10 protein-coding genes are annotated in these 13,745 nt (G+C 61.4%); 4 read left to right on the top strand and 6 right to left on the bottom strand.

Annotated features, from left to right (window positions below):
* The 3 genes from istA to ACZK39_RS16475 all read left to right on the top strand — a co-directional run.
* A partial coding sequence (gene istA, locus ACZK39_RS16485) for an IS21 family transposase (RefSeq protein ID WP_463613074.1) occupies window positions 1–1,237 on the top strand: 1,237 nt, incomplete at its 5' end.
* Window positions 1,234–1,977, top strand: a complete 744-nt coding sequence (locus ACZK39_RS16480) for an ATP-binding protein (RefSeq protein ID WP_463612417.1) — start codon at window positions 1,234–1,236, stop codon at window positions 1,975–1,977. The genes istA and ACZK39_RS16480, both read left to right, overlap by 4 nt.
* A 555-nt stretch (window positions 1,978–2,532) precedes the next feature.
* Window positions 2,533–3,552 (top strand): N-acetylglucosamine-6-phosphate deacetylase, encoded by a 1,020-nt coding sequence (locus tag ACZK39_RS16475; RefSeq protein ID WP_345581324.1) that lies wholly within the window; start codon window positions 2,533–2,535, stop codon window positions 3,550–3,552.
* Between the two features lie 920 nt (window positions 3,553–4,472).
* Here ACZK39_RS16475 and ACZK39_RS16470 read toward each other — a convergent pair.
* The 6 genes from ACZK39_RS16470 to ACZK39_RS16445 all read right to left on the bottom strand — a co-directional run bounded on the left by ACZK39_RS16470 (window position 4,473) and on the right by ACZK39_RS16445 (window position 11,170).
* Complete coding sequence (locus ACZK39_RS16470; RefSeq protein ID WP_345583554.1) at window positions 4,473–5,249, bottom strand: HAD-IA family hydrolase; 777 nt, start codon at window positions 5,247–5,249, stop codon at window positions 4,473–4,475.
* The gene (locus ACZK39_RS16465) at window positions 5,246–6,103 is read right to left on the bottom strand and encodes a class II fructose-bisphosphate aldolase (protein ID WP_345583552.1); all 858 of its coding nucleotides are present in this window, start codon (window positions 6,101–6,103) and stop codon (window positions 5,246–5,248) included. Before ACZK39_RS16465 ends, ACZK39_RS16470 begins: the two co-directional genes overlap by 4 nt.
* Window positions 6,104–6,222: 119 nt before the next feature.
* On the bottom strand, window positions 6,223–7,173 hold the full coding sequence (locus ACZK39_RS16460; protein ID WP_463613947.1) for a phosphotransferase: 951 nt from the start codon (window positions 7,171–7,173) through the stop codon (window positions 6,223–6,225).
* Between the two features lie 7 nt (window positions 7,174–7,180).
* Window positions 7,181–8,485 (bottom strand): ethanolamine utilization protein EutH, encoded by a 1,305-nt coding sequence (locus ACZK39_RS16455; protein ID WP_463613946.1) that lies wholly within the window; start codon window positions 8,483–8,485, stop codon window positions 7,181–7,183.
* A 422-nt stretch (window positions 8,486–8,907) separates the two neighbouring features.
* Window positions 8,908–9,699 (bottom strand): NAD(P)/FAD-dependent oxidoreductase, encoded by a 792-nt coding sequence (locus ACZK39_RS16450; protein WP_386084756.1) that lies wholly within the window; start codon window positions 9,697–9,699, stop codon window positions 8,908–8,910.
* A gap of 16 nt (window positions 9,700–9,715) precedes the next feature.
* Window positions 9,716–11,170 carry an NAD(P)/FAD-dependent oxidoreductase gene (locus ACZK39_RS16445; RefSeq protein ID WP_345584400.1) on the bottom strand — a complete coding sequence of 485 codons (1,455 nt, stop codon included), beginning with the start codon at window positions 11,168–11,170 and terminating at the stop codon, window positions 9,716–9,718.
* A 337-nt stretch (window positions 11,171–11,507) separates the two neighbouring features.
* On the opposite strand from ACZK39_RS16445, the gene ACZK39_RS16440 reads away from it, so the two are divergent.
* Window positions 11,508–13,709 carry a helix-turn-helix domain-containing protein gene (locus ACZK39_RS16440; RefSeq protein WP_463613339.1) on the top strand — a complete coding sequence of 734 codons (2,202 nt, stop codon included), beginning with the start codon at window positions 11,508–11,510 and terminating at the stop codon, window positions 13,707–13,709.
* Window positions 13,710–13,745 lie beyond the last annotated feature (36 nt).

Genomic DNA, 13,745 nt, shown 5'->3' with positions numbered 1-13,745 from the left:
GTGCCGCTCGACGGGCGAGGTGCCGTACCAGTATTCGTTCTTCAACGAACAGTACCGCCGCTGGATTAAGTCGACGGGGGCGTCGATGCGGATCCAGCGCAGCCCCGGGGAGTCGGTCGAGGTCGACTGGGCCGGGGACCCGATGTGGTTCGCTGATCCGCTGAGCGGGACCCCGACCCAGGCGTGGGTGTTCGTGGCGGCGTTGTCGTTCAGCGCCTACACCTATGTGGAGGCATTCACCGACATGACGCTGTCGTCGTGGATCGAGGGCCACGTGCATGCGTTCGAGCAGTTCGGGGGCGTGGGTCGTCTGCTGGTGCCTGACAACCTCCGCACGGGGGTGTCGCGGGCGGACCGGTACGAGCCGGCGTTGAACCCGGCCTACGCCCAGTTGGCGGAGCATTACGGCACCGCGATCATCCCGGCCCGCGTGAAACGTCCCCGCGACAAGGCGGTGGTCGAAGGCAGCGTCCGGTTCGTCGCAGGTCAGGTCGCCGCGATACTGCGTGATCGTCAGTTCGTCGGGTTGGCGGAGCTGAACGAGGCCATCTTCGACGAGGTCGCCGCGATCAACGCCCGCCCGTTCCAGAAGCGGGAGGACTCCCGGCTGGTGGTGTTCGAACGCGACGAGAAGCCGCTCCTGATGCCGCTGCCGCCGATCGGATTCGAGCTGGCCGATCTCCGCAAGGCGAAAGTGGGGCCGAACTATCACGTCCAGGTCGACCGGAACTTCTACTCGGTCCCCGCGAGGCTGATCGGTGAATCGCTGGATGTCCGGGTCACCTCCAGCATCGTGGAGGTGTTCGATGGCGTCGAACGCGTCGCGTCCCATCCGCGGTTCAAGGGGGTCAGGGGCCGCTACTCGACCCTGCCCGCGCACATGCCGGCCTCGCACGCGAGCCGGCTGGTGGACTGGTCACCGGAACGCTTCGAGCAGTGGGCCGCGACCGTCGGACCGAACACGCAGGCCGCGATCCGGGCGATCCTCGGCTCACGCAAGATCGTCGAGCAGTCCTACCGGTCATGCCTGGGGGTGATGTCGCTGGCCAAGAGGTCGGGCGGTATGGCCCGGCTGGAGGACACCTGCGGCAGGGCGTTGGCGGCCACCCCTGCGCCGTCCTACACGCTGATCAAGAAGCTATGGGCTGGATGGACACCGGTCCCGACCCCGCCGCCGCCATCGCTGGGTGATGCAGGGTTCGTCCGCGGCTCTGACTACTACGGGAGCCGGGCATGATCGACATCGAAACCCTCACCCGGCTCAAGACCATGCGGCTCTCGGGGATGGCCGAGTACTTCGAGAACCTCGCCGACACCACCACCGCGGCCCCGTTGAACGGCCCAGAGCTGGTCAAGCAGGCCGTCGACTGGGAATACGAACGGCGCCGTGACAGCAAGCTGCACCGACTCCGCCGGCAGGCCGGCCTCGCGCAACCCGGTGCCGACATCGCCGACCTCAAGGCCATGCCCGGACGCAGCGTCGACGCCGAGTTGATCAGCCGGCTGGCGATCGGCTCCTACCTGGTCAAACACCAAGACGTCATCCTGCAAGGACCCACCGGAGCCGGGAAAACCTACGTCGCCTGCGCCCTGGGGAACAAGGCCTGCCAGCAGTACCGCAGAGTGCTCTACCTGTCCGCCGATGAACTGTTCGACCGGATCACCATCGCTGAGCGCACCGGCGACAAGAAACGATGCCTCGACACGCTGGTCAAGGTCGAGCTGCTGATCATCGACGACTGGTTCCTCACACCGCCGAGCCGGCCCCAGGTCCAGCAACTCCACACCCTGATCGACCGGCGCCACAAGACCACCTCAACGATCTACTGCACCCAGCTGCCGCCCGGTCAATGGCACGACCGGATGGAAGAGAAGATCCTCGCCGACGCCATCGTCGACCGGATCACCACCAACGCGCACGCCACCGTCCTCAACTGCGACGACTCCATGCGCAAACACTTCACCCACCTCGAATAGCCAACAGTCGGGGGCCGACCGTCCCGGCCGGCCCCCGACACCCACAGCCCACCCCACCACGCCCGTCGCACTGGCTCACCACCGCCCGGAACACTGGCTCACCACACAGCGGAACACCGGCTCTACCTGAGCGCAATATCCACTGCAACGGGCAAGAAGATCTTCGGGAGTCACTGGGACCTATCGATAGCCAGTCTGGAGCTTGAAGACGGCACACTAGCCCTCGTCGAAAACCACTGGCTCCTCCACCCTGACGCCCAACGAAGCGCACTCGCCGGGATCGAGGTATTCGGCGACACAGGAATGGCGCTACTCGATCTCTCCACCCAAGAACTCGAGATCGTCACAGATGACAATCCACGCACCAAGCGCATAGACACCCACAACTGGACATTCGATGCTGCAGTCTCGGGAGGAAACCTGCGGCGAGAGGTCGAGGCGTTCATAGCCGCAGCACGCACAGGCGGACCAACTCCCATCTCTGGCGAGGACGGAATGCGCGCAGTAGAAGCCGTCCAACTCGTCGAGGACGCACTCGCTAGGTCTACCAACTAGATGAGGATCATCAAAGAGGTCAGACCCGGGCTCGTTGATCTCCAAGTCAACGGGTACATGGGACACGATGTGAACTCACCCTCCGTCACACCTGACGAAATCGCACATCTCACCAGAGCGCTCTGGGGAGCAGGAACAACCAAGTTCCTACCAACCATCATCACTGGCCCCCGCTCCCGCATGCTCCAATCTGCACGCAGTATTGCCCAAGCACGCCGCGAAGACCCTCTCGTCGCAGCAAGCATCATCGGCATCCACGTTGAAGGCCCACATCTCTCCCCCGTCGATGGTGCCCGCGGTGCGCATGATTCCGACCACCTCCAGCTTCCCAACACAGCACTTTTCGACCAACTACAGGAAGCCACTGAGGAAATAATCAGGATCGTGACCGTGGCACCAGAACTGCCCGGAGCGTTGGAATACATTGAACACGTAACCCGGGCCGGGGTCATTGCGTCGATAGGACACTCGTCAGCCACGGCCCAGGACATTCGCGCAGCCGTCGCTGCCGGATGCAGCCTCAGCACGCACCTGGGCAACGGAATTCCAGCAACGATCAAGAGACACCCGAACCAGATCTGGAGCCAACTCGCCGAGGACACCCTGACAGCCATGTTCATCACGGACGGATACCACCTCCCTCCAGAGGCGGCTACCAGCATGATCCGTGCGAAAGGTGTCAACCGGTCGATCATCGTTAGTGACTCAGCAGCGCTGGCGGGCTCTCCGCCCGGAACCTACGTGACACCTGTCGGAGGACGAGTGGTAGTGGGCGCGGACGGGGCCATTCGGCTTGAGAACTCGCCTCTCCTGGCCGGTTCCGGTGCCACACTGCTCGACTGTGTCAACTGGGCAGCCAAGAATCTGCCCTTCACGGCGGACGAAATATGGGATATGGCCAGCAAGAACCCTCGTGAGCTATTGGGTCTGCACGACAACGATGAGGTGACTCTCAACCTTGCCGGAAGCGGTTGGCAGGTGTTGGCGGTAAAGATTGCGGGAGAAACAGTGACCGGGTGACGGCGGAAGGTGCATCGCGACCGCCGACGAGACTTGGCTCTGCGATCTCTGAGAGTTTGGACGAGGGTCTTTTTCGTCACGGAGGTCGCGTGGCTGAGCTGCCAGACACACTCGCCTTGCCAGCCACCGATCGATCTAAACCCTGCCCGCGAAAAGGGTCGCGGGGCGTGCGTGCCCCCCGCACCAGCGTTGGCTCGATGACGCGAACCTCCGCCCACGCTTCGGGCGCTGTTGATTCAATTCATCAGCACGCCGACGGCATTGGTGTGGCGAGCTCCTCAAAGTCGAACCGAATCGTCGTCAGGCCCAAGACATCCCACTTAGCTTCGCCTGGATGACCCCGCAGCGCCCGGGACACCGTGGGCTGGTCAGGCCCGAGATCCTTGGTAGGCTCGTCCTTTGCTGAGCATGTGAGAGACCGCCACCAAGATCGAATGAGCAACAGCACCACCAGCGTCGCGCACAACCACTTGTTCTCATGCCGCGTCCCCACCGGCCGATGACTACCAGCCGACTCGTAGATCGCTTGGCGACAGCCCGGCCCACAACGCCAGATGCGCAGCCCCAGGGAAAACGAGAGACCTCCACCAACCAGTCACGCATCAACAGCAAGGACCCCCGTCGTGGTCCGAGCAGTACGCGTCTCCGCCCGACGCATGCCACGTACCCCGCGTCCTTGCCCACATCCAGGCCAGCAACCCGCTCGTGCAACTCATCCACCAGAGCACCACCCTCCGATGGTCAACGGCCAAGGTCTCCGGGCCGAACACCGCCCGGAGGGTCCTCTGCCAGGAAACAGACCTCGTGCTCACAGCAACAATCCAGAGGCACCTGAGAACCCGCGTCATAATGCCCCCTCTTCAAGCAACGAGGCATGAGGACTCAGTTCCGTTTCGCCATGCGTGTTGTGCCAGGCTGAATCAGCGATCCGTGCCGAGGATTCTCCACAGGGTCCCAATATCGACGCACGAGCCTTGCAGGAGGCCCTCAGGGTCGTCAATGACCTGGGCTGGGCTGTCGGGCTCTCCCAAGTCAGAGAGCACGAGTGCGGCGCCCTCCATGTCGTCATGAGCTGTGTAAGACGAGATCGTAACAATGGTGCGCAGATCTGCTGCCCTAGCAGCCCTGAGCCCGATTCCGCTGTCTTCAACCACAACTGCATCAGACGCTTGGACGCCAAGCCTGTCCAGCGCTAGCAGGTAAATGTCAGGCCAAGGCTTCTTCTGAGGCACCACGTCACCCGCAAACACCTCGAAGTGATCCGCCATGTCTAGTCCCACGACAGTTTCGAGGACAGCACGCACTGAGACCTCCGCTGACGTCGACGCCACGGCCAACGACCACCCTGCTTTCAGTGCCTCCTCCGCCAACCTCCTGACGCCAGGACGAGCTGGAATCGTCCCTGCTGAGATAAGTTCGGTGTAATGACGCGTTTTGACGGCGTGCCACCTAGCCACCATCGCTCGTTGCTCTTCCACATCCGTCGAGAGGTTGTGCTCAGCCACGAAGTCAGAGGTAAGCATGTCCTGCATGCGCTCCTTACCTCCACCGATCTTGATCCGCTCCGCGTACTCCTCAGAACTCCACTGGACCTGCAATCCAACTTCTTTGAACGTCCTGTTGAAGGCTGGAAGATGGCCGTGCTTCTCGGTATCGGCCAAGACGCCATCACAGTCGAAGATCAGTGCGTTCCTCACTTCACTGCCTCCGCTACTAGATCCGCCTTTCCGGCCGCACTGAACATATGGATAAACCCTACGATTTCCTGACGCACACCAGACAGAACGTCCGCGAAGAGTCTAGTAGGCTCCCATTCATTCTTCGCCGAAGCAACATCCAGGTGGGCCTTAGCAGACCTCATATACGACTCCTTCAGGGCGGTCGAAACGTTGATCTTCGAGACCCCTGCGTGAATAAACTCACTGAAGTCTTGTGGAGACAAACCCGTTCCCCCATGGAGGACGATCGGTCGATCTGTTAACTTCAAGAACTCGCGGACCCTATCAGGCAACAACTGGGGCTTACTCTTGTAAGAACCGTGCGCCGTGCCTAGCTGCGGCGCAATGAAGTCAGCATTCGTGCGGTTCGCCACCTCAACGAGCGTACCCACGCCGTACGAATGGATTGCCTCATCGCTACCAACTCCGTCCTCGACGCCGATAATGTTCTCGATCTCGGACTCGACGTCCACCCCCGCAGCGTGCGCGTATGCTACGACCTGAGCCGTCTCTTCCTCCGCTTGGTTAAGATCCCTATCGGAGGCATCGAAAAGCACCGATTGCCATCCAGCGTCAACCACTTCCCGGATCAGTTCAACATCGGGGCAGTGATCGAGATGGAGCGAGAGAGGGGCAGGCGACGAGGTAGCCACTTCACGAAACATTTCAGTCACCAGGCGCACGCCGAAAGACCGCACTGTCTTGACTGACACTTGGATGATGACAGGCGCCTCTGTCTCCTCCGCGGCAGCTACCACTGCCCTCAAGCTCAGATTGTCAAGAATATTTACAGCCGGCACCGCAAATGCGGCCTTACTTGCTGCGGTCAGCATTGTACTTGTTGGAACAATCATTGTTCTTTCTTCATCCTTTAGTTCGCATTAGTGCTTCGCCCAGTTGATGGCGAGCGGTGATCGGGCTCACGGGAGACGGGCATCCAGTCGGTCTCTCCCTAATTTCCTGACTTCGCCTCAGCGAGTTTCTCCAAGTTGACATCAAAAGTCTCGGCCCGCACGACGGTCGCCACGCGCGTCCAACACTCCTGCGCATAAGTTGCATGATCGAAGTCGATGAACCCGATCTGCCCCGCCATGACACACCACAGGGCCTCGCGTAGCATGCTGACGAACTGGTACAACTCGACCAGTGCAAGGGCGGTCTCATCAACTGATCCCAAGTAGGAGGAGATCAGCGTCTCTTTTTCCTCCCTCGTCAGCGAAAACTTCTCTGCAAAGTCACCCAAGTCGTAGTAGGGGTCTCCTGCCCCGACATACTCCCAATCGATGAGGAAGGCGGCCTCATCAGTCATCAGGACATTGCCGGGCGAAAGGTCCGAATGGCAGATTGCCTCGACATAGGGGCCTCTGGCCTTCTCAAATCGATTGAGGGCTTCCATCGCCCATGCGTGCTTCTCCGCTTCTACAGGGACTGCCTTGGCCACCCTGTCGTACAGCCATTGTGTTCCCGAGAAAGGATCGGAGATCCTGCCCCGGAGCTGACTTCCTTCCGTTGCATGATGCAGGGTAGAAAGCGCGGTTCCGAATCTCGCGATGGCGCCGGCCCTGTCTTCCAATTCATCAAACGGGACTGCGTCGATATACTCAGCGACAAGCAGACGTGAACGACGGTCGTAGCAGATCAACCTTGGGGCCAGGCCCAAGTCTTCAATCTCATGCAGGACTGCGAACTGATTGCTCCTTACGATCCCGAGAGTCTCCGCCACGTCATCGGGCAGTTGTTCTTGGACAACTACCCGCTCAGCTTCGCCTGTGGCGCGACTCACCGTGACTAGAAAGTTGCGGTTTGTCATGCCCCCAGAAAGTGGCTCAATCACCCATTGAGAACCCGGGTAGAGTTCGGAGATCAGTGATTGCACGTCGTTGGAAATAGGTTCCTGAAGCATCTCTAATCTACCTCGGCTCCTCGATCACATCATCGCGCTCCAGCCAACGTGGGGCCGATTCCTGCTCTTCGTCATGATGGTGGCGTGCGCCCGTCTCACTCAAACCATCAGCCTTCGCCTGAGCCTCCTCATGCCTGATTGCGGTTGGCACAGCGATGAACCGTGCAATCACCATGGCGCACACGGCCGCGACTATCTTTCCAAGCAGAACAGCTGCGATGAGGTTAGGTTGGAAATTCGCCGTGAAGGAGAGGTGATCACCCAGGAGGAAGGCGCCCGTGGTCGCAAATGCGATGGTCATCACTTTATCTTTCGCGGACATCTTTTCAATCAGATGGAAGAGAGCCAAAATGTTGGCCGTCGAACCGAGAATTCCTGCCATAGCAGTTTCACTGAGACCAAATCGGGATCCCAACCAGGCCAACGGTTGGGAGAGATATTTCTGAATGGCGTACACCATGGGAAATGCCCCCGCAAGCATGATTCCAACGGCCCCCGCTACCTCGAGTGCGCGGAACTGGTCATCCGGCGTTGCGATAATCGCGCCGAAGCCCCAAGCCCCAAAGATTCTTGAGAAGATTCCGGTGAAATACTCCACGATGGAAATCGCGAGTAGGAGCTTGGCCGCTGCATCGACGAAGCGGCCAAACCACATAAAGAGTTTAATCATTAGATCCGGCAGGAATTTGAGTCCTGCAGCAATCACTGCGATGACGATAATCAGAGGAATCATATTGCCAACCAGGGCCCCAATAGTCAGGCCCTCGACGGGGGTGTCTGCTGGTCCAGTTGGACTTGCTTCAGAACGAATGCGGGCGCCAGACCACATAACCGTGAGCATCGCCAGCACCACGCCGACCGGGATCGTGAGAATTCCGGACATGACGCCGAGTGCCATGTACTTATGATCTCGCTTGGCGAGAATTGCGAGGCCGACGGGGATGCTGAAGACGATGGTAGCGCCAGCCATGTAACCGGTCATCATCGCAGTGATCCAGTCCCCCGTGGAACTGGCGGTCTCCTGCGCCAAGTGATATCCACCCATATCTGTCGCAATGAATGTCGTGGCCGCCATCGACGGATCTGAACCCATGGCCTTCCACACCGGTCCAAGGACCGACTCTACAAATTTGCTCAGGAACGGGAGCGCAGCCATAACACCCGCGACGGGGATAAAGAGATATCCGATCGCGTGAATTCCTTGAAGGAACTCCTTGCCGAAGCCGCTTTGGCTGTCACGTACAGCCGCCACAGCTCCGATCAGGACGAATACCATCATCACATAAATGACGATTTCTCCGAGAGCTGCCATAATTGTTGCCTTACCTGCTAGGGGAAATATGTCGACGATTTTGCTTCATCGCCTGGAAGCCGGCCCGTCGTGTACGAGTCCACGTTGACTGGTACAGGCCGAGTTTCGGGTCAGCGCGTCAGCCCCCGTTTCTGAGCTGTTCCTAGCTCAGAAACGGGGCAAGCGACCACCCATACGGGATTGGGAAGTCCCGTTTGGTGACCCCTGGGCTCACCGCCGGTTGCGTGCCCGGGACGTCATTCGACCCAGTGCGAATGCCCCGCCCAACATGACACCAGCGAGGATGACGTACTTCATATCGGTGGGTTCAAGAGTGACCTCTGAACTCCAGGCGCCCATCGATACGCCGAAAACAGGCCTTCCTTCTCGAAGCCGAACACCCTTAACGTCCACTCCAAAACGCCCAACTGGTGATAGTACCTTCATTGATTTCTCCTTGAACTCAAACTATTGCCACTGAGATTCTTCAATACCTCGCGGAATGCTCCATTTGCCGCATCCACTGCGCCTCGCTCTGTTTTTGGATCATCTGTTGAAAAACAGTCGACGACATCGCCACGCGCGTTTAGGGCATTCTCAATATTCCGCATGGGGACCCGGCCAGATGCAAGCACCACCGCGTCCGTGGGGAGTCTGACTGTCACGCCATCATGAATGATCGTGGCCCCGGTAACTCGAGGGAAGCCGTGAACAGACTCCAAGGAGGCATTCCAGTAGGTGTAGGTGCCCGGGAACGGGGTAGAGCCGATGCCACTCCGTAGAGAGACGACGCGTGATGCGCCGCTCCGCAGCAGATGGGTACAGAGGTGCTTTGCAAGATAGCCATCCCCCAGCACGACTGGGTTTCGTCCTGGCAACACCCCAGAATCCAGATAATGATGAACCACCGAACCAGGCAGGACGCCCGCGCCTCGATCCCCCTGAATGCCGAGTTCGGCCCGAGTTGCCGGTCGCGTCCCCGACGCGAGCACCAACTGGTCCAACTGATGCTGCCGAGCTCCTTCTGGACCCAAGGTGCTGAGCACACCGTTACTGAACTCAGCAGCTAGAGTTCCCAGATTCCAAGAGACCCCGGCTCGCGTGGCCTCACGTGCCAACTGCACCGTTTCGGGTTCAGGCTCCTGCCCCCCGGGCTCCGGCAGCCGATCAATGCACAGGACGCTCTCCCCGTTTTTGGCAAGAAGCGTTGCGACCCGGAGGCCCGATCTCCCCATCCCGACTACCGCGATGCTAGCCATTTCGGGCCACACCCACTCCGATTGATGAACCCGGTTCGTGCATCGGGGTCTCCCAAGCATCACCTTCCCGGTAAAGGGAAGTAATGAACGCAACCCCAGAGAGACATGCGGAGCCTTGACAACGGCCCCAAGATGCGTGTGTTCGGCGCGCCACCCCACCGATCGTCTTGGCGGGAAGCGGGTCCCGGAGGGCCTGGTGAATATCGAGCGCAGTGACCTTCTCGCACGCACAAATGACAGTACGTCCCAGCGGATCAGACGCTTGCCTTGCCCAGTCATTATCCCACCACAACGGGCGCACAAAGTTGAGCTCCTCGTAAGCATCGCGTTTGCGATTTGAGCTCAATCCAGCATCTACCAGCAGGTCGCGAACGAACGTCCCCATCGCTGGGGAGGACGACACGCCGGTCGACCGAATGCCTGCTACCTGAAGGAGGTTCTCGGACCCCTTGGCCCAACCCACGCGATAAGTGGGGTCACTGTGCGGACGGAGACCCGCAAACGCCTTGATCGCAAAATTGGTGTCGATCGTGGGCATTAGCACCCGACAGCGCTCAACCACCTCTTCGATTCCACTACGGGTTGTAGACCGGTCCTGCTTGTCCTCCAGGTCTTCAGCATCTGGACCGATCAGAACTGACCCGTGGGCCGTTGGAATGACCATGGGCCCGTGGCCCATCTTCGTCGGCATGCCCGTGAGGATGGAGGGCACGTTCGCTCCAAATTCGCGATCAAGAAGAACCCATTGTCCGCGTCGTGCTGTGACGGGGAACTGATCTCCGTGAAGCGCCCCAGAAACCTCATCTCCAGAGACGCCAGCGGCATTGACCACAAACCTAGGTCGGTACCGTCGCCTCGTAGTAATGACCTCTTGGACCCGATTGTCTCGCACGGTGGAGGAGATGACCGATTCACCTAGAAAGAACCTCACCCCATTGCGCTCCGCCAACTCTGCATACGCGACCGGCAGTCGGACCGAGTCGACAACCCCCTCCGCAGGAACAAAGAGTCCCGCCTTGGCTTCTGGGGATGCATGGGGAGCGACCCGGTGCAACTCGGCACCAGTCACGATCTCAGCCGCGACTTCGTTGCTCTCAGCCTTTTCCAACAGGGCCGGGAGACCTTTGACATCGTCCTCAGAAAAGGCCAAGAGCGTAAGGCCAGTTCGTCGGAACCTCACACCCAGTTGCTCACAGAGACGCTCCCACTGAGGGGACGATGCCTTGACAAGGTCTGCCTCCAGGGTTCCCGGCTTCATAGACCACCCTGCATTGGTGATCCCACTGTTAGCGCGAGAGGCTTCCTCGCCGACGTCATGGCGACGCTCAACAACGGCAACCCGAATGTCCAGATAGGACAGCGCCATGGCAATGGAGGTTCCCATGACGCCAGCCCCGATGATAAGAACATCTGGTTGCTCGGCGGCCACCTCATTCACATCTGACATAGTCAGCTCTTTCCAACTAGCTAAATGACGTCATCCCCGACGTCTGGATGCGCCGAAGCTAGTTCGTGGGCCCATCGGGAGTCAACGGGTAGCCAGAAGATCGAGTCCTTCGATCGAAAATTGCTGTGCGAGCGAGAGGGAACATCGGGATCCACTATCTTTGGAGTGGTCACGACCTCGGGTGGTTCCAGGACTCCTGACATGGTCGAGGGTGTTGGTGTAGTTGTTTGGGGTTGACTAGTGCTTCTTCTTCGCGGAATGCCTGCGGTGCCGCCCCAGATGTGCCATAATTGGTGCGTATCGGGGATTAGGTTTGGGGGGTGGGATGATGGCGGTCATGACTGCGGATCCTCCTCTGGCGTGGGTGCCGGGTGAGGCGGTCGAGGTTGGGTTGGCCGGTGGTCTGGTTGAGGATGCTGAGGGTGGCCGGGTGTTCCTGCACGGGAACCTCGTCTACGCGTGGGATGTCGGTGATGAGGCTGGTCGCCGGTTGGCGGCGGTCCAGTTGGTGCGGATCAAGGCCGCGCAGGCGATCCAGGTGGCGGCCGCGTTCGGGGTGGACCCGTACACGGTGTCGCGGTGGTCGAAGGCGTTCCGCGCCGAGGGGGTGGCGGGGGTGGTGACGGGCAAGACCGGCCCGAAAGGGCCGAGCAAGGTCACTGATGCGGTCCTTGCCGAGGTGCGGGAGCGTCGCGCCGAGGGGGGCTCGTTGCGGTCGATCGCGGCCGCGGTGGGGATCTCGGTCACCAGTGTGCGGCGCGCCCTCGAACAACCGGAGCAGGAGCCGGAGCCGGAGCGGGAGTCAGCACCGGGTCCCGATCCGGTGCTGGAGGTGGTGCCGGTGTTGCCTGCGCCGGTGTCGCGGTCGGTGGAGCGGGGTCTGGCCCGGGCCGGGTTGTTGTCTCAGGCGCCGCCGGTGTTCCATGCCGCCGGAAGGGTGCCGTTGGCTGGTTTGTTCCTGGCCTTGCCCGGGTTGGAGGCCACCGGCCTGCTCGGCTGCGCGACACGCGTGTATGGAGGGTTGCCGGCCGGGTTCTACGGCCTGGAGGCGATGTTGGTGGAGGGGGTGTTGCGGTGTCTGGCGGGGGAACCCCGCGCTGAGGGCGCCACCCGGATCGACCCGTACGCCCTGGGCAGGGTGCTCGGGTTGGACCGGGCCCCGGAGGTGAAGACCATCCGCCGCAGGATCAGCCTCCTGGCCGGCCACGGCAAGGCCGAGGACCTGTTGGCGTCGATGGCGGCACATCACCTGGCCCACCACCACGACGACAGCAAGGCCGGGGCCGTGTTGTATGTCGATGGGCATGTCCGCGCCTACCAAGGGACCCGCAGGATCGCCAAAACCCATGCCGCCCGGCTCCGGTTCCCCGCCCCCGCGACCGTGGAGACGTGGATCTCCGACGGCCACGGTGACCCGGTACTGGTGGTGATGGCCGAACCGGCCGCCTCCCTGGCCTCGGAACTACGCCGCCTGCTCCCCGCGCTGCGCCGCGCGGTCGGCGACGACCGCAGGGTCCTGGTCGGGTTCGACCGGGGCGGCTGGTCCCCGGCCCTGTTCGCCCACATGACCGGACACGGGTTCGACCCGTTGACGTGGCGTAAAGGCCCCGCCCCCGACATCGACCCCGCCCTGTTCGCGCCGATCACGTTCACCGACGACCACGGCACCCGGCACACCTGGCAGGCCGCCGACACCCGCGTCGAGCTGCCCGTCGACGACCACGGCGGCACCTTCGGAATGCGGCAACTGACCCGCCTGCTCGACACCAAGACCGGCACCCGGCAAGCCCACATCCTCACCACCCGCACCGACCTGCCCGCCGGCGAAATCCTGCACCGGATGGGATCACGGTGGCGGCAGGAGAACTACTTCCGCTACGCCCGCATGCACTTCGCCCTCGACTCCCACGACCACTACACCACCACCCCCGACGACCCGCACCGGATGGTGCCCAACCCGGCCAAGAAAACCAGCCGCGACACCCTCACCGCTGCCCGCAACCGCCTCGACCGCCTCCAAGCCACCACCGACGCAGCCCTCCTCGACTGGCGAACCCCCCAACCAGGCCAAACCGACATGCTGCTCACCAGCGCCGACCACAACAAGATCACCGCCCCCCTCTTCGACGCCCAAGACGCCCACGACCTGGCCCACCAGGCCCACACCAACACCCCAGCCCGGCTACCCCTGGCCCAGGTCAACCCCGGACAACAGGTCCTCGACGTCGAAACCAAACTCCTCACCCACGCCATCCGGATCGCCGCGTTCAACACCATCACCACCCTCGCCCGCGACCTACGCGTCCACACCGGCTACGCCCGCGCCCACGACGAGGCCCACACCCTGATCAGACAAGCCCTCACCGGAACCGGAGACATCATCCCCACCAGCGACACCCTCACCATCCGCCTCGACCCCCTCCCCACCCGACGCGCCACCACCGCCCTCACCGAGCTCTGCGACCACCTCACCAACACCGCAACCCGCTACCCCGGCACCAACCAGACACTGAAATACGAAACGAAAACGCGGTCCTGACACCACAACAACCATGGCGCCATGTCAGGAGTCCTG

Source organism: Tessaracoccus luoxuelianae (genome assembly GCF_055326245.1).
The sequence above is the reverse complement of the archived record's forward strand: the minus strand, read 5'-3'. Positions and strand labels throughout refer to the sequence as shown.

Excerpts from the sequence above, each read along its gene's own strand:
- ACZK39_RS16450 (WP_386084756.1), bottom strand. The coding sequence starts at position 9,699 with ATGGGGAGATCGGGCCTCCGGGTCGCAACGCTTCTTGCCAAAAACGGG.
- ACZK39_RS16465 (WP_345583552.1), bottom strand. The coding sequence starts at position 6,103 with ATGCTGACCGCAGCAAGTAAGGCCGCATTTGCGGTGCCGGCTGTAAAT.
- ACZK39_RS16480 (WP_463612417.1), top strand. The coding sequence starts at position 1,234 with ATGATCGACATCGAAACCCTCACCCGGCTCAAGACCATGCGGCTCTCG.
- ACZK39_RS16440 (WP_463613339.1), top strand. The coding sequence starts at position 11,508 with ATGACTGCGGATCCTCCTCTGGCGTGGGTGCCGGGTGAGGCGGTCGAG.
- ACZK39_RS16475 (WP_345581324.1), top strand. The coding sequence starts at position 2,533 with ATGAGGATCATCAAAGAGGTCAGACCCGGGCTCGTTGATCTCCAAGTC.
- ACZK39_RS16445 (WP_345584400.1), bottom strand. The coding sequence starts at position 11,170 with ATGTCAGATGTGAATGAGGTGGCCGCCGAGCAACCAGATGTTCTTATC.
- ACZK39_RS16455 (WP_463613946.1), bottom strand. The coding sequence starts at position 8,485 with ATGGCAGCTCTCGGAGAAATCGTCATTTATGTGATGATGGTATTCGTC.
- ACZK39_RS16460 (WP_463613947.1), bottom strand. The coding sequence starts at position 7,173 with ATGCTTCAGGAACCTATTTCCAACGACGTGCAATCACTGATCTCCGAA.